The 15993-nt window shown below is 39.5% G+C and carries 20 protein-coding genes; 7 read left to right on the top strand and 13 right to left on the bottom strand.

The window, feature by feature from the left end; translation table 11 throughout:
* Positions 1–187 precede the first annotated feature (187 nt).
* Positions 188–553: a TetR-like C-terminal domain-containing protein gene (locus ACHCNF_RS16060; RefSeq protein ID WP_408072465.1), complete on the bottom strand. Its 366-nt coding sequence runs from the start codon at positions 551–553 to the stop codon at positions 188–190.
* 66 nt (positions 554–619) lie between these two features.
* Positions 620–1141 carry a DUF4256 domain-containing protein gene (locus ACHCNF_RS16065; RefSeq protein WP_408072466.1) on the bottom strand — a complete coding sequence of 174 codons (522 nt, stop codon included), beginning with the start codon at positions 1139–1141 and terminating at the stop codon, positions 620–622.
* A gap of 405 nt (positions 1142–1546) precedes the next feature.
* Here ACHCNF_RS16065 and ACHCNF_RS16070 point away from each other — a divergent pair, with 405 nt between their 5' ends.
* The 4 genes from ACHCNF_RS16070 to ACHCNF_RS16085 all read left to right on the top strand — a co-directional run bounded on the left by ACHCNF_RS16070 (position 1547) and on the right by ACHCNF_RS16085 (position 5572).
* The gene (locus ACHCNF_RS16070) at positions 1547–2650 is read left to right on the top strand and encodes an iron-siderophore ABC transporter substrate-binding protein (RefSeq protein WP_408072467.1); all 1104 of its coding nucleotides are present in this window, start codon (positions 1547–1549) and stop codon (positions 2648–2650) included.
* Positions 2625–3641, top strand: coding sequence for a FecCD family ABC transporter permease (locus ACHCNF_RS16075; protein WP_408072468.1), 1017 nt, complete (start codon positions 2625–2627; stop codon positions 3639–3641). Before ACHCNF_RS16070 ends, ACHCNF_RS16075 begins: the two co-directional genes overlap by 26 nt.
* A 56-nt stretch (positions 3642–3697) precedes the next feature.
* Positions 3698–4666 (top strand): FecCD family ABC transporter permease, encoded by a 969-nt coding sequence (locus ACHCNF_RS16080; protein WP_408072665.1) that lies wholly within the window; start codon positions 3698–3700, stop codon positions 4664–4666.
* Positions 4667–4756: 90 nt separating this feature from the next.
* Complete coding sequence (locus tag ACHCNF_RS16085; protein WP_408072469.1) at positions 4757–5572, top strand: ABC transporter ATP-binding protein; 816 nt, start codon at positions 4757–4759, stop codon at positions 5570–5572.
* A gap of 127 nt (positions 5573–5699) precedes the next feature.
* Here the strand turns inward: ACHCNF_RS16085 and ACHCNF_RS16090 are convergent, their stop codons facing one another.
* The 5 genes from ACHCNF_RS16090 to ACHCNF_RS16110 all read right to left on the bottom strand — a co-directional run bounded on the left by ACHCNF_RS16090 (position 5700) and on the right by ACHCNF_RS16110 (position 7521).
* Positions 5700–5903: a hypothetical protein gene (locus ACHCNF_RS16090; RefSeq protein WP_408072470.1), complete on the bottom strand. Its 204-nt coding sequence runs from the start codon at positions 5901–5903 to the stop codon at positions 5700–5702.
* Positions 5904–5924: 21 nt separating this feature from the next.
* Positions 5925–6245 carry a PspC domain-containing protein gene (locus tag ACHCNF_RS16095; protein ID WP_408072471.1) on the bottom strand — a complete coding sequence of 107 codons (321 nt, stop codon included), beginning with the start codon at positions 6243–6245 and terminating at the stop codon, positions 5925–5927.
* A 192-nt stretch (positions 6246–6437) separates the two neighbouring features.
* The gene (locus ACHCNF_RS16100; RefSeq protein WP_408072472.1) at positions 6438–6827 is read right to left on the bottom strand and encodes a DUF4342 domain-containing protein; all 390 of its coding nucleotides are present in this window, start codon (positions 6825–6827) and stop codon (positions 6438–6440) included.
* Positions 6828–6840: 13 nt separating this feature from the next.
* Positions 6841–7065 (bottom strand): hypothetical protein, encoded by a 225-nt coding sequence (locus ACHCNF_RS16105; protein ID WP_408072473.1) that lies wholly within the window; start codon positions 7063–7065, stop codon positions 6841–6843.
* 228 nt (positions 7066–7293) lie between these two features.
* On the bottom strand, positions 7294–7521 hold the full coding sequence (locus tag ACHCNF_RS16110; RefSeq protein WP_408072474.1) for a hypothetical protein: 228 nt from the start codon (positions 7519–7521) through the stop codon (positions 7294–7296).
* A 302-nt stretch (positions 7522–7823) separates the two neighbouring features.
* Between ACHCNF_RS16110 and ACHCNF_RS16115 the strand changes: the two genes are divergently transcribed.
* On the top strand, positions 7824–8441 hold the full coding sequence (locus tag ACHCNF_RS16115) for a hypothetical protein (RefSeq protein WP_408072475.1): 618 nt from the start codon (positions 7824–7826) through the stop codon (positions 8439–8441).
* A gap of 1 nt (position 8442) precedes the next feature.
* Here the strand turns inward: ACHCNF_RS16115 and aat are convergent, their stop codons facing one another.
* Complete coding sequence (gene aat, locus ACHCNF_RS16120) at positions 8443–9096, bottom strand: leucyl/phenylalanyl-tRNA--protein transferase (protein WP_408072476.1); 654 nt, start codon at positions 9094–9096, stop codon at positions 8443–8445.
* A gap of 228 nt (positions 9097–9324) precedes the next feature.
* Here aat and ACHCNF_RS16125 point away from each other — a divergent pair, with 228 nt between their 5' ends.
* Positions 9325–10350, top strand: a complete 1026-nt coding sequence (locus ACHCNF_RS16125; protein ID WP_408072477.1) for a DUF2804 domain-containing protein — start codon at positions 9325–9327, stop codon at positions 10348–10350.
* 289 nt (positions 10351–10639) lie between these two features.
* Positions 10640–12001: an MATE family efflux transporter gene (locus tag ACHCNF_RS16130; RefSeq protein WP_408072478.1), complete on the top strand. Its 1362-nt coding sequence runs from the start codon at positions 10640–10642 to the stop codon at positions 11999–12001.
* Between the two features lie 36 nt (positions 12002–12037).
* Here the strand turns inward: ACHCNF_RS16130 and ACHCNF_RS16135 are convergent, their stop codons facing one another.
* The 5 genes from ACHCNF_RS16135 to ACHCNF_RS16155 all read right to left on the bottom strand — a co-directional run bounded on the left by ACHCNF_RS16135 (position 12038) and on the right by ACHCNF_RS16155 (position 15728).
* Positions 12038–12202 carry a hypothetical protein gene (locus ACHCNF_RS16135; protein ID WP_408072479.1) on the bottom strand — a complete coding sequence of 55 codons (165 nt, stop codon included), beginning with the start codon at positions 12200–12202 and terminating at the stop codon, positions 12038–12040.
* A 290-nt stretch (positions 12203–12492) separates the two neighbouring features.
* Positions 12493–13374, bottom strand: a complete 882-nt coding sequence (locus tag ACHCNF_RS16140; protein WP_408072480.1) for a tetratricopeptide repeat protein — start codon at positions 13372–13374, stop codon at positions 12493–12495.
* A gap of 162 nt (positions 13375–13536) precedes the next feature.
* Positions 13537–13815 carry a type 2 periplasmic-binding domain-containing protein gene (locus ACHCNF_RS16145; RefSeq protein WP_408072481.1) on the bottom strand — a complete coding sequence of 93 codons (279 nt, stop codon included), beginning with the start codon at positions 13813–13815 and terminating at the stop codon, positions 13537–13539.
* A gap of 723 nt (positions 13816–14538) precedes the next feature.
* A complete protein-coding gene (locus tag ACHCNF_RS16150) occupies positions 14539–14673 on the bottom strand; it encodes a hypothetical protein (protein ID WP_408072482.1) in 135 nt (44 codons plus the stop codon).
* A 2-nt stretch (positions 14674–14675) separates the two neighbouring features.
* Entirely contained in the window at positions 14676–15728 is a 1053-nt protein-coding gene (locus tag ACHCNF_RS16155; RefSeq protein ID WP_408072483.1) for an ATP-binding protein, read from the bottom strand.
* Positions 15729–15993: the final 265 nt, after the last annotated feature.

Genomic DNA, 15993 nt, shown 5'->3' on the forward strand with positions numbered 1-15993 from the left:
TCGTTTATGCTGGAAGTTATTATCTGTTACATTCTATCCACGATACAGCAAAATCTACTAATTCACGTTGATTCATCAGCTTTATGTCAGCATTGCCCACTTTTACCTTACAAGTAGTATAGGCTACTTTTTAATGCACTTACTATATCTGATTTAATGATAGTCTTCATACTCTCCCCTGTGTACTTTATGCCGGAATAAAATCCGTGAAAGGTTTCAGAATAGTTAACAATCTTTCCGTAACATCATCTGCACTGCAGGACATATCACTACTAATCCACCATTCTATTACCCCAAGAAGCCCGTTTACCAAAAACTGCGACGCAATTTCACGTGATGTTGCAATTTCTTTTGGCATCAATGTCATAGCAATCTCAACCTGGCTAAGCAGGGCGTTCGTGAGTTTCTTTCGAAACATCCCATACTTGTCGTTCTCATGAAGTAATTTATATATGTCGATATGTTCCTCCAGATATGAGAATACTTTTTCCATGGCATCATAACGAAGATGTATTTCTTCGTCGCCACTACACTGCGACAGTAGCTCCTCCACATATATATCTATGCATTTTTCGAGGATATCATAGAAAACTGCAAAGGCGATGATGCAAATTTGAATTTATATAAGCGTATAACCTCTGAACCCGCGCACGGAATAGTACGAATCCGCCCCATTATGGAATGTGAAAACCGTTCCGTAACGTCGTTCGCAGAACAATGCACCGCCCTTGTCACGAATATCATCCGGCGTAGTGATCCAACTTGACGTTTTCAAATCAAATTCCCCGAGACTTTGCAGTCGGCGATAGAGTTCCTCCGTCATGATCAAAACGCCGATTTCTTTTGCTTTCCATTCGGCGCTGCCTGACGGCGGGTTTTTAGCACGCCCCTGTAATGCCTTTTCGTCATAGCACAGGCTTCTGCGCCCAGAAGGGGACTCCTTTGCGCAGTCGCAGAAAATTAGCTTTCCCGTCTTTTCGTCATAGCCGATGGTATCCGGTTCTCCGCCGCTCTCCTCCATCCTTCTCAAAACATCCATGGAGCCCTGATGCTCAAGCAAACGTTTCTCCACGTCAAGCCAACTCAGTTCCATATGAAGATTCTTATTATCCTGAAACCTCGCTTTTAATATTTCTAACATGGTTTTTCCTCCAATCCCCCGATTTGACATGCTTCAAGCAAGCGACAATTCAATTCATACAATTCCATGGCTTTTTCACCTCTTACTATTATATCATCATACATTTTGTTGAACGATAGTCACATTTGTGCCCCCTGTATTTGTGAGAGGCTTGTATACAATGATTCAGCAGTATATAAGCTGCTTAGCTATATTTGTCTGCTTGTGTCTATCACGCGAATAGGCATACTTATTGAAATGAAGCTTTGTTATCAGCGTGTGCATGATTGTGTTTGCTGTAATCCCCTAAAAAAGCGCTCAATATTACACCCTAAAATTAATCGCACAATATTATATTGACAACAACTGTAAACTGTGAGAATATATCGAGGTTAGCGAAAGCTAACAGAATAGGAGAAAAATATTATGAAAAATAAGACATTAGCAGCATTCATGGGCATTACCATGACTTTATTAATAGCAGCATGTGGACAGAGTAGTGAAAAAGTATCCGCTACTGAGGAAACTGCACAAACAGAAGCAAACGAGACAAACTCAGAAGAAGAGTCAGATGCTGACACACAGGCAGCTTCTGATGCAGATACGCAGGACGCCACTGACAAATTCCCCATGATAATTGAGCATGGACTTGGTGAGACAGTTATAGAATCAAAGCCTGAAAACGTGGTAGCAATAGCCTGGGGTAATCCCGATGTACCGCTTGCTCTTGGAATTACACCCGTAGGCATTTCTGAGGCGAATTTCGGACCAAGAGATGAGAACGGATTACTTGCATGGACTGCCAAGGCCTTTGAAGATAAAGGAGTTACACCAAATGTATTTGATGATACAGACGGATGGGACTATGAAGCAATTTCTGATTCTAACCCGGATATAATCCTTGCGGCTTATTCGGGACTTAGCCAGGAGGAATATGACAGACTCTCAGAAATAGCACCTGTTGTTGCTTATCCCGAGATAGCATGGTCAACTACCTGGCAGGAGGAAACAATAAATGATGCTAAGGCCCTTGGCCTTGAAGCCGAAGGCAGAAATCTGGTACATGAGACAGAAGCCTTAATTGCTGACAAGCTTTCACAGTACCCTGATCTTAAGGATAAAAAGGTTGCATTTTTCTGGCTTTCAGAGGATGACCTTGGAACATTTTATGTATATACCCAAAATGACCCAAGAGCGGCATTTCTCTCTGATTTGGGATTTGTAATGCCGGACAGCATAAAAAATCTTATTACTAATGATCAGGACTTCTCTATCACAGTAAGTGCTGAAAATGCGGATCTTTTAACGGACGTTGATATTATCATCACATACGGAACAGAGTCACTTGTAGATGCGATGCAGGCTGATGGAAGATTCTCCAATGTTCCTGCAGTTAAAAACGGAGCATTTGTGCTGCTTGATTCAAATGACGTACTTGCAGCTGCAAGTACACCCACAGTTCTCTCCATACCTTATGCAATTGATGACTATTTGAAAGCTTTAAATGATGCAGCAGAAAAAATTCAGTAATAACAAGTTAATAATAGGCATTGTCTTTGAAGCACTATTTATAGTTTTAGGATTATTTCTATCTATATCTTATGGCAGTAAGAGCATTCCTTTTTCAGAAATAATCAGCTATTTTAGGGCTACGATAAGCGATGAATTTACAACAGCGGTTATAGCAGCGAGGATTCCGAGAACTATTTTCGGAATTCTTGCAGGTGCCGCCCTTGGCGTGTCAGGTGCCCTTATGCAGTCAGTAACAAGAAACCCTGTAGCGGACCTGGGAATTCTTGGTGTTAACACAGGGGCATCACTTTTTGTCGTAATCGGAATAGCATATCTTAACATTTCCTCAGGAATTAAACTCATAGGTCTTTCCTTTACAGGAGCACTTTTAACAGCATTTTTTGTATATGGAATAGCTTCTGTTGGCTATGGCGGTGCAAGCTCAATTAAGCTCGCCCTTGCCGGAGCTGCGGTATCGACGGCGCTTGGCTCTGTGGTTAATACCATCATGCTTCCGGATTCGCAGGTTATGAAGGAGTTCAGGTTCTGGCAGGTAGGCAGTATCAGCGGAGCGACCTGGAGTGATGTTAAGCTACTTCTCCCTTTTTTCGTAATCGGAATAATAATTGCAATAATACTTGCGGCTCCTTTAAATGCAATTGCACTTGGCGATGAGATGGCAATATCTCTTGGCGTTAAGGTTGGCTGGGTAAGGCTGTTTACTGCATTATCAGGAGTCCTACTATGTGCATCGGTTACGGCTCTTGCAGGCCCTATCGGATTTGTGGGACTCATGCTTCCTCATATGATCAGACAGATATTTGATAATGATTTAAGGATTATAATTCCCATGTCTGCAATCGGAGGAGCAGGTCTTTTGACCTTTTCAGACGTTTTAGGAAGAGTCCTTGGACGCCCGGGAGAGCTGGAGGTTGGCATTATCACTGCAATAGCGGGTGCGCCGGTATTTATATGGATAGTATGGAAAACAAAGGCAAAAGGTATATGACAGACTATTTGGAAAATGATTTACGGAAAATATATAAAAAGCACGATATTCAAAATATGGCTTGTATTGTGGCGCTTATCCTGATTATAAGCTTTCTGGGAGTGCTTATGATGACACTGGGAAATACGAATTATTCCTTAAAAGAAGTCATAGAGTATTTCTTCAGTACAAGCAGTAAAGGTGCGGCTTATACAATTAAAACCCTTAGATTTCCAAGGCTCGTTGTTGGAGGCCTTGCCGGCTTTGCCTTTGGAATTGCGGGATACACTTTTCAGAATCTTCTGCGCAATCCGTTGGCATCTCCTGACATTATAGGTGTGACTGCAGGTTCTTCAGCCGCTGCGGTTTTTGGGATTCTTATACTGGGACTAAGCGGAGCGATAGTCTCGTTTTTTTCTGTGATATCCGGACTGGCAGTTACCTGCGTGATCTTTTTATTATCGGGAAAAGGGCAGGCCTTTGGTAGCAGAATGATCCTGATTGGAATTGGCATGCAGGCTGTACTTAATGCGCTTATATCCTGGATGCTTCTCGTGGGCTCGGAATATGATGTAGGAACAGCTCTCAGATGGCTTAGAGGAAGCCTTAATATGGTGCAGACCAGCGACATACCGGCGATCATGGTTGTTACAATAATCTGTGGTGGGCTTTTGCTCGTATGTGATAAAAATCTTAGAATGATGCAGCTCGGTGATGAATTTGCAATTACTCTTGGCGTTCCTATCACAGCGGTGAGAGTATGCTGCATGGTTTGCGCGCTCGTACTTAGTGCGACAGCAACTGCTGCGACAGGACCTATCGCCTCTGTTGCATTTTTATCAGGACCAATTGCCAAGAAATGCACCGGGAATGGAAAAAATGCCATGCCGGTTGCAGGGCTTATAGGAACGATTCTTGTGTATGCTTCTGAGCTCGTCAGCAAGAATGTATTTGAGACCAAATATCCGGTAGGGGTTATAACAGGGCTTCTTGGTGCGCCATATCTGTTGTTACTGCTGCTTAACCTTAATAAAAAAGGAGCCTGAACGTTGATAATCAGATTAGCAGTGAGTGAGAAACTACACTAAACGCTGATAATTTGGGTAATTATGAGTGAGTATAAAGGAGAAAAACTTATGGATTGTTTTGCGCATAGTCATGACTTTTGTGCCGATAATATCAGCACCGGATATGATGACAAACTGATTCTGGAGAATATGAATATTACCATCCCTGCAGGAAAATTCAGCGTGATTATAGGATCAAATGGCTGCGGGAAATCTACACTTTTAAAGAGCTTTGCACGCCTTCTAAAGCCGAAAAATGGTGCTATATTACTTGATGGAAAGTCCATATATGAGCTTCCTACGCAGCACCTTGCAAAGCAGATAGGACTTTTGCCCCAGTCTCCAATTGTCCCTTCGGGAATTACTGTGGCAGATCTTGTTGCAAGAGGCCGCTTCCCATATCAGAACCTTTTCGGACAGTTATCCAAGGCTGATTATAAAGCGATAACAGCTGCTATGGATGCCATGGGAATAGCTGATCTTGCAGATAAGAGCGTGGATTCACTATCAGGCGGTCAAAGACAGCGAGTGTGGATAGCACTTGTTCTTGCCCAGGATACAGACATACTCCTTCTTGATGAACCAACAACATATCTGGATATCGCATATCAGGTTGAGATACTGGACTGCCTCGCAACACTCAACAGAATAAAGAAGACGACTATTGTTGCAATTCTTCATGACATCAATTTATCCATAAGATATGCTGATCATATTTTTGCGATGAAAAAAGGAAAGCTTATAGCAGAAGGGAATCCTTCGGAGATTATTACACCTCAGCTTATGAAGGAGGTTTATGGAATGGACAGTTCCATAATAATTGATCCGGAGACAGGAGATCCTTATGTTATTCCAAGAAGTAAGGCTCAAAGGATAGTGGCATAATCACCAAATCCTAGTATCGATAAAGCTCTAATTGAAAGTTTTTGATATGAATCTCTTTACACTGAATCCCCTGGGCATAGCCCTGGGGATTCGTGCTATATCAATAAAACCTCGCATGGAAAAAACCTCATGACGGGTACTGATCTATTACGTTTACATCATCATGTTCAATTACTTCTCTTCTTTGATTATGCCCGAGTTTTCTACTCGATGCTATGGCAATAAAAAGAATTATTATGTCATCTATAGGGCAGGCAGATACCAGATCTACCGGAGATAAGATATATGCTCCCAAAAGAATTGCAAGAAGTATTTTAAGTCCCTTGTTCATTCTTATTCCCCCATTTCTCTCTTAGAAGCTAAAACCTTTTATCTCAGAATTATCCGTAAATGGTTTAAAGCCTACTGGTTCACTTGTTTCATAATAATCATTTGCCGAGTAACTGTTTTTTTCTTTATTGTAACTGTAACCAGTGGTCTTTTCTTTCTCAGGTGCATCATCCATCGCTATAGCAAGTATGATGTACGGAAGGATTCCGATTCCGGTTGTAAATAAGAGGATCAAGTAGATGACTCTTATGATTGTAGGATCGATTCCAAAGTACTCACCAAGTCCTCCGCATACACCACAAACCTTCTGATCTGCACTTTTTCGTAGTCTCTTTTCTCTCATAACCTTTCCCTACCTCTGTATGACATTCCACTAGCCTCGACAAGTGGCCTGCACATCACTTCCTTTGAAGCAACTCATTGTTTATGATATTATTCTATGATTCTGAGCTCTTACAATAAATGTTCATTTAGGCAAAAAAAGCATATCTATTTTTCTTTTCGGGAATATTTCCATTGTATTCAAGGCTGATTCTTATTTAACCTCATCCTTAGTTCCGTCTTTTTTTACCACAACGAGCCTGCATCCAAGACCGAATGCTGCTACAGCTCCTGCAATAAGTGCCCAAGGAGCAGCTGCTAGACCAAGGATACCGCCAACTATACCTACGTTAACAGGTACGCTGAACACAATCTCATCATCCTTAAGGATCTGGACTCTGTCTGCATTGCCTTCAGCAACAATAGCCTTTACCTTATTGATAAGCTTCTGTACATCCTCTTCAAGCTCGCAAACCTTCGGCTGAAGATCCTTGATAGCTTTTTCTGCATCGCCATCTGCCTTTAAAAGTGCTTCTTTTGCAGCTGCATAGTCAACTCCTGCCTCATTCATTACTTTTTCAATTGCTTCAAGTGTAATATTCATAATATTTTCCTCCTTATGCTTCCTTAGTCAAAAGCCCAATGATCATTGCAACAACAAGTATTGGGAATGCTATGTAAAGTAGACCACCCACTACCATTGCTATTAAAATGAACGGAAGGAACACAAGGTAAAATGCAACCTTGATCATGCCCCAGGAAAACTTAAAAGCAAATCCTATGAGCTTTCCTACAAAACCAAACATACAAATCATAAATAGCATTGTCAGTAACATGTTCATCACCATCCTTCTATATGTACCAACAACTGTTTTCTGTCTATGGTCTTATTTTAAGCAAAAAGATACATCTGTTACATAGCAAGTAGAGCAAAAAATATATCTATATTTTTCATTCTTCGTGACTTAACAGAAAAGCAGGCCACCAAAGCTGATGGCCCGCCAAAACATAAGCTATTTATAAACTCTTTACAAAATCGAGTGGCAAGCCTTTTCAAATTCGTATTTCTTTTATGCAGTCCTTTTATAAACAGATTTTCTATTAACCTTCACTGAAGAAAGAAAAACGACGAACCTTCTTAAAATATCCTTCATTGGCAATAAATAGCAAAAAGCTATTATCAAAAGCCCTATGCACTCTGCCATAAGAAAGCTGTTTTCCTCGTATAGCCCTTCAATAAAAAGTGCCACAATCATAGGTATTGAAAGAAGCACCCTGACCTTTTCTATTCTATTCATAATATTTCCCTCAAAAAGCTCTTTACTATCTATAACGAATGTACTCCCATAATGTCTTCAGATATATCACTACTTTTGCGAATACTACGCTCTTATCCCTTCATTTTTAGCATTTTTATCATAACAAAAAGAAAAACAGGGCTCATCGCCTTGTAATACGATTCTATCCTGTGGATCATATTCTCCAACTCACATTGGTGGACTTTATTTTTATGGTTGAAACAGTTAGAATTTTAGTATTAAGAATCGGTATTTGAATAATTATAAACATTTTTCCGAGTAATAGACGTGAGGGCACATCAGTGAAGACGAGATACGAAAATTTGGAAGAATTGATTCCGGTACATACAACGGTCACCCAGGAAAATCTAGATGGGCAAAAGGTTTTCAGGGTCACTAAGAAAGAAAAAATCATGCAGTTCGATGAGAATACCTTTGTCAAGTTGAGAAATATCGATTTCCATAATGGTATCATCAGAGTAAAAATGTTGAGCCGGCTTCTTCCGGATGCGCCGGATTTCGCCAGAGGATTCATTGGGATCGTTTTCAGGGTAAATCAGGATAATAGTGAGTTCGAATCTTTTTATATCCGCCCGACTAATGGGACGACAGAAGATCCTGTGCGCAAGGCACATGGCTGTCAGTATTTTTCTTATCCAGGATATACGTTTGCTTATTTTAGAGAATTTGGAATCACTGATTATGAAGCGCCGATTCATAATGGATTAAATGAGTGGGTACAGCTGACAGCCATTATTCATGATGAAAAAGCTCAGTTTTATCTGAATGAAGAAAAAGACCCTGTACTTGAGGTTCAGTTCATGAAGCACGGTAAAGATGCACACGGATCTGTAGGTTTCTTTTCTGAAATCGGAACAGAAGCTTTTTTTAAAGATTTTGAAGTAGAATATATTATCTAAATTACATTCGGATCCCTTCTCTGAGAATTGCCATATATTCGCTATAAGAGATAGATATACCACCCATACTTTTCAAATGGTCTGTGGGAAATTGGCAATCGATCATGAGGTATCCGTTTTTATCAAGAATATGTGAAAGCTCGATTAGTGCAAGCTTGGAACCATTTTCGATATCGGTATACATACTTTCTCCAAAGAAGCATTTTCCAATACGTACACCATACAGACCACCGGCAAGTTCGCCATCAATATAAGTATCAAAGCTAAGAGCAAATCCTTTATCGAACAATCTCTTATATGCTTTTTCAATATCATCTGTTATCCAAGTGCCCTGCACGTGTTCTCTCTTGGTCCTGCATCTGTGCATAGTATCAGAAAAATCCCTATTTAGCACACGACTGATTTGGTGCTTTTTGATGAATTTTTTCATGGAGTGTGATACATGGACCTCTGATGGCTTTATTATGAACCTCTCTTTTGGGCACCACCACATCAGAGGTTCGCCTTCTTCATACCACGGAAAAATCCCGTTGCTGTATGCAAGGAGAAGCCGTCTCACACTAAGATTGCCTCCGATTGCAAGAAGTCCATCATCGTCTGCAAGAGTAGGATCAGGAAAACCTATGATATTTTCATCTAGTATGTATACAGACATTTCAGTCTCCTTTAACAGTAAACGTTTTATATCTTAAGCTATTTTGCAATTGTATTTATTACAAGCTTAAAAATAACATCATAATAATGGCATGCCCTTTCATTACTGTAAAAAGTGGCTGTTTGAAAAGTTGATTAATAGTAAAATATTCTTGAGTGATATGGCAATTACAATTAACATAATAACATATTTTTCAAATACCCCTTTATCAGGAGGATCTAACAGGAAATGGCAAGAAATCATGAAGTTAGCAAAAGGCATCCTTTACTAGGAACAGATGGCGAACTTGTAGAACCAGGCTGGTCAAGAAGTCTTATTCAGGAATACAACAGATCCATGATCAAAGCTCACAAATGGAGAATTAAAGAATGGGATTATTATCTTGTCCTATCTGATTCATTTGCCGGTGCGTTTACTATTTCTGATGATGGATATATAGGTCTTCAATCTGTATCCCTGCTCGTCTTTGATGGGGTTCCCTGGGAACATACAGAGACCGTGTTAAATGCCTTTCCAATGGGCAAGCTGTCTCTTCCTACCTCTTCGTCAAGTGGGACGACCACTTATGTTGATAAACGTCTTCAAATGAAATTTGAAGTAACTGAGGGAAAGCGGCATATATCATGCCATTTTGATAACTTCTATAAGAGCAAACCCTTTGAATGTGACATTATACTAGAACAGCCTTCCATGGATTCCATGGTTATTGCCACGCCATGGAATAAAAAGCATGCGTTTTACTACAATCAGAAAATCAACACCATGAGAGCCTCTGGCTTTATGGAATATGACGGCATCAGATATGAATTTAATCCAAGGACTGATTTTGGAACCCTTGACTGGGGACGGGGCGTATGGACATATGATAACACCTGGTACTGGGGCTCCGGAAATGCAGACATAGATGGCAACTCATTTGGATTCAACATAGGATATGGCTTTGGTAATACAAAGGCAGCTACAGAAAATGTGATCTTCTACAATGGAAAGGTGCATAAACTTGATGACGTTGAGTTCCATATTCCAAAAGACAGCTATCTCTCTCCATGGAAATTTACATCTTCTGACAAAAGATTTGAGATGGATTTTATCCCTGTTCTAGACAGAGCAGCATGCCTGGATTATAAACTTATCGTATCAGACCAGCATCAGGTCTTCGGAAAGATGAGCGGCACTGCAGTCCTTGATGATGGCACTAAGATATCTGTGAAAGATATAATGTGTTTTGCTGAAAAAGTACACAACCGGTATTAAAAACCGAGCTGGAGCATGATGCTTTTTATTGTACATGGCTATACCTAAGAATTCGCCCATAAACATATCCATTCGGAAGTTAATTCTACAAATTTGAAATTATCAAATGCTTTTTCAGCAGGGACTCACTTCCAAATACTTGATTTCAATTTCTAAATAAGCTAGAATCACTTTATTAAAAAAATAATTGTAATTCATCGGAGGGTGAGTTGTTCTGGAAATGACGAGCTGGATAAGATGGCGGTTGAAATGCCGGTTTCTTATCCAGCTTTTTTTGGAGGTAATATACATGACAAAACAGAAGAATTTTACAGAAGGAAAAATACTGGCTCCACTTCTTAAGTTTGCAGTCCCTGTACTTTTCGCATTATTTTTACAATCACTTTATGGTGCTGTTGATCTTATGATAGTAGGTAAATTTGCAGAACCTGCAGATGTATCCGGAGTATCAACAGGGTCACAGATCATGATGACACTTACAAATCTTGTTAGTTCTTTATCTATGGGCATGACAGTTTTTTTAGGTCAGAAAATAGGTGAAAGAAAAGCTTCTGAAGGAGGAGTAATTGTAGCAAATGGAATAATGCTGTTTTTATCGATAGGCATTTTCCTTACATTATTCATATCTTTATTTGCCGGAAGTCTTGCCACTATCATGAATGCACCAAAAGAAGCCTATGATCTGACGGTTTCTTATATAAGGATATGTGGAGCCGGAGCAGTTGTCATAATATCTTACAATCTGATAGGAAGTATTTTCAGAGGCCTTGGGGATTCCATCACTCCACTTATAACCGTGCTTATAGCGTGTATATGCAACATCATAGGAGACTTGATCCTTGTTGCAGGTTTTGATATGGGGACAAAAGGAGCAGCCATAGCAACAGTAGCAGCACAGTTTATTAGTGTTTTGATATCTTTGTGGCTGATAAGTAAAAAAGAACTGCCATTTAAACTTGACAGGGCATGCTTTAAATCAGAAAAAGAAATCATAAAAAAGATAGTCTTTATCGGAACTCCAGTTGCATTGCAGGACTTTCTTGTGGGCTTTTCTTTTTTGGTCATACTGGCTATTGTTAATTCCCTTGGCGTAATCGCGTCCGCAGGGGTGGGCGTAGCTGAAAAGGTTTGCGCATTTATTATGCTCATACCATCAGCATTTGCGCAGTCAATGTCTGCATTTGTATCTCAAAACAGAGGAGCAGGCAAGTATGACAGAGCTTTCAAGGGACTTAAGTATGCCATAGGAGTATCATTCATATTTGCGGTGCTCATGTTTTACAGTGCTTTTTTCCATGGAGATCTTTTGGCAGGGATATTTGCAAAAGATGCAGAGGTTGTTGCTGCTTCATGGGATTATCTCAAAGCATATGCTATTGACTGCCTGTTTACATGTTTCCTTTTCTGCTTCATAGGATTTTTTAACGGAATGGAGTATACAAGATTTGTCATGATGCAGGGCATAGTTGGTGCTTTCCTGGTGAGGATTCCGGTGTCATATATCATGAGTAAGCAGGAGCCCATATCGCTTTTTCATGTAGGACTGGCAACACCATGTTCCACAGTTACTCAGATTGTAATGTGTTTTATCTGTCTGTTTGTCCTGAAAAAAAAGCTAAGCAACAAGTCTCACCACAAATTAAATGAATAAGGGCATTTACCTGCCCATGATAAGTAATATGGTGACTTAAAACTTCTTTGATGCTACAGGACAATAATCGGCAAATCCTTTAACACCAGCAACCTTAGTATAAGGTCTTACTCTGACATATACTTTCTTGCCTCTCATTTTCTTGGGAAGAGAGAGTGTCTTTGATGTTTTCTTTGCACTATTTACGGTGTATTTCTTCACATTTTTGCTAAAGTCTTTAGAAGTGGATATCTGAACCTCAAAGCCATTTACAGAAGAGAGCTTTTTCCAGGATACAAGTTACGTTATTGCCTGCAGAAGCTTTTACCTTGGGCTTTTTAAGGTTGAATTTGGCAATTTCCATGTAGAACTTGATGTTTATAGGATCCTATAATAAACCATGACGCAAAAATGGTGCTAACAGGATCGTAATAAAGGCAATGATCGATGTTGCACACCAATTGGGAATCCACACCCTTTTTGAGGGGCATGGAGACCGAAGAACAAAAATATCATGCAGCAAGCTTCTTTTCAAGCTCAGCAAGCTTTTCTGTAGCATCTTCAATAAAGGAGAGTTTGCCTCCGATATTTACAGCTACTTTGAATCTGTATACGGCCTCGACGTAGTTGCCTGTTTCGTATGCAATTAGTCCGAGATTATAGTTGTTTACGGCTTTCATTACTCCTGTAAGAGTGGGAACATCAATATACTTGTCTATGAGTACTTTGGCTTCATCGTAATTTTTTTCATCGATCGCTATTACGCTTTTTATGTGGTCAATTGTCATGTTAAGCCCTGAACCGCGCTTTTTTCCTGATTTTTTTATAGCTTCCAGTCGTGATAAATATCTTACTGATTCCTCATTATTTTTTACATTATAATAATAACTTGCAAGTCCGCCCAGGATGACTACATCATTGCAATTATCGAGATTGTCCGGAACCAATTCCCGGTAGATGTTCCATGCTCCATCATAATCGCCAAATGCTGCATAAGCTCCTGCAATTTGGCATTTCTGACGCTTGTTTCTGTGACCGAAACGTATCTTTTTGCAAACTATGTTTTCAGCTTCGATATATTTTTCCGGATCACATTGATTAAGGTATATTCCTGCGAACAAGCCACGCTGTACGATCAATGCAATGATAGCGATAATAATGCACAGGATAAATAAAATAGCAGTTGTAATGACCTGACCCCTTGAAAGACCCTCATAGATCCTGACACTATCCTCATCACCAAAATAGAGCGGCAATATATAGAGAGTTGCAGCTAAATGAATCGAACCGATTGCTATGAGCGCAAGTATGTACACAAGAAACAGCTTTCTTCTCGACCTGATGAAGTGTTTTGCACACTCGTTAGCTGTCATGCTGTCATATTGTTTTTTCATTATATAGTCCCCTTTTCCCTTTTTAATACGTATAACGAAAGATAGTATAGCACATAAATGGCCATCGGGGACGGGGCCAAAAAATATGCCTAGTTGGATTTTAGTTCCTTCCAAAGCTCGTTCAGCAGATTGTTGGTCCTGCTGTCGGTAAGGGTGCAGACCTCACAGTTTTTTTGTGACAGCCCATGAATCCAGCCACACATTTGATTTCTCTTTGAGAATCACATATTCCAGGGTTTCATTATATTCGTGACCCAGATATGCTTCTCCTGAGTAGACTACTGCCATTGTGGCATTTCCGGCAACAACCTCATCCCTGTCTTCATCCACAAGATAGGCTCCCACATCAGGCTTCTGCTTAAGAAGGGTTCCATAGGCTTTTCGAATCTCTTCCTCATCGGTTGGACGATAGTCACATTTGTGCCCCCTGGATTTGATCATCAGGTTCACTTTTGTAGATGGATTTTTAATAATTCATCTTTTTTGGCCACATTTTGGCAAATGTATGAACATTATTTTCCTTATTTTCATACTTTCTACCATTTTGGTTATAAATGGATGAAGACTTTAGGGCCGCGATTCATCCACATTTGCATTTTTACCTTAATAAGATGAATCCTAATGTCCTGTGTATGATTTAGCCCCAGCACATTTTCATACCATTCACACTATATTACAAAAAAAGATGAAATCCCTACGGAATCATTTCATCTTTTCTGTGATTATTTATGATATAGGATGAAATCATTGCTCTTTGCATTCATCCTTTTTGATATTTTTTCTATTCTCGTATGAAATCATCTGGCTTGCGGGTGCTTTTCCTTTTTTCAGTTTTCCGAATCTTTATTTAAAAATCGCCTGGATATAACATACATTAAAGAATGCTCTAGCAAAAATGATTTCTAAACAAACTATCCTATAGCATTTTGTCAATTTCCAATATGGTCCTCACAATTTTCTTTGCCAAATATAATAAAACACCCCATTATAAAAAATACGGCCGCTAATATCATTATTGGAATCACCCGATAATCAATCATGTCCACATATATGCCACTAACTGCTTGTTGCAAATCATCAACTTTCATGCACAAAATGCTGAATGAAGCTGTTATACCTGACGCTAACATTAAAATTGCTCCAGCCACCTTATTCATAATTCATTTAGCCCATTATTATGTTGCCTTCATCTGCTTCATTTTCTTCACATTGTGCAAATGCCGTCGTAGATCCTAGAAATAAAAAGCTCATGGATAATGCCATATACAATGCCTTTGTAAATATTTGTTTCAACTTCATTATCATTCCTCCTGGTCCTTGTCCCTGTAATAAAACAGATATTCCTTCGGATCCAGATTGTAGGCATAAAAGTTTTTTATCAGTTCGCTCACAACAAAAGTTTCATAAAAAGCTCCACCCATTGCTCCGTTCTCAAGCATCTGTGCATCGGGCCATTTACACAGATACGCACATAGTCCGGTATCCATAAAATACATTTTGGGCGCCTTTATTATCCTGTTTGATATGTTGGGAAGATAGGGATGGATGAGATATATTATCCCTGCAGTCTCAAGTATGGATATCCATCTTTTGCAGATCCTTACATCTATTCCCACATCATTTGCAAGGGTATCATAACGAAGCTCTGCAGATGTCCTTAGTGCGACCAGTGATATGAAATTCCTGAATACTGTCTCACTGTCTTCAGATATTAATTTCTTTACATCCTTTTCAATATATGTATCAAGATATGATCTGAAATATATATCCCTTTTTGACTTTCCAAGGACAACATCAGGCATGCCTCCTACAAATATATCCTCAAATATCTGAGCCCTTGTCCTGTACGTAATCTTTCCTTCTTTTTCTTTTTTTAGAAGGACCTGTATATCAGGATCAAACAGACTCCCCTGTATATCATACTTTTCTACCTGGGAAAAGGATGCCGTCTCGATCACTCCGCATCTTCCGGCAAGGGAATCGGATATCCCCTGCTGTATCTCAAATCTGCTTGAACCTGTCAGTATATACATAAGTTGCTGATCTTCATCATTTTCCGTCCATTCAAGTTTCTTATCATCTATGACTATCTTTATCTCATACAAAAGCTCTGGAGCTTTCTGTATCTCATCTATTATAAGTGGCCACCCATGAGTCTCCAAAAACAGTTTCGGATTCTGCTTTGCAAGAGCTCTGTCGTTACCATCATCAAGCGTTACTTTTTTTATCGTATCTCCAAATATATGATTTACCGTTGTTGACTTGCCAACCTGCCTTGATCCATATATGGCAACACATGGAAAAGAATCTGCCACTTCCTTTATAGAATTCTCTATTTTCCTTTTCCTGTACATGGTCGTACCTCCCTTTGGCTTGTATACTGACATTGCAACACCTTTCGACCAAATCGACAATGCCATGTCGCTATGGTCGAAAATCCCTAAGAGCCACTATCTATAGTACTTTTGTAATCGACCATATATTTTCCATACTCAATAACCATAAAAAAATATTACTAAAGACATCATAAAAAAGAGAACCACCAGATTGCTCGCAGACCTTTTGTTTTAGAAAAAATCTTAAAAAGCATAAAATCCACGGATTCTATGCTAAGGTATT

Origin of the sequence: Butyrivibrio sp. NATIVEDY162 (genome assembly GCF_045999815.1) — a bacterium.
Lineage (GTDB): Bacteria > Bacillota > Clostridia > Lachnospirales > Lachnospiraceae > Butyrivibrio.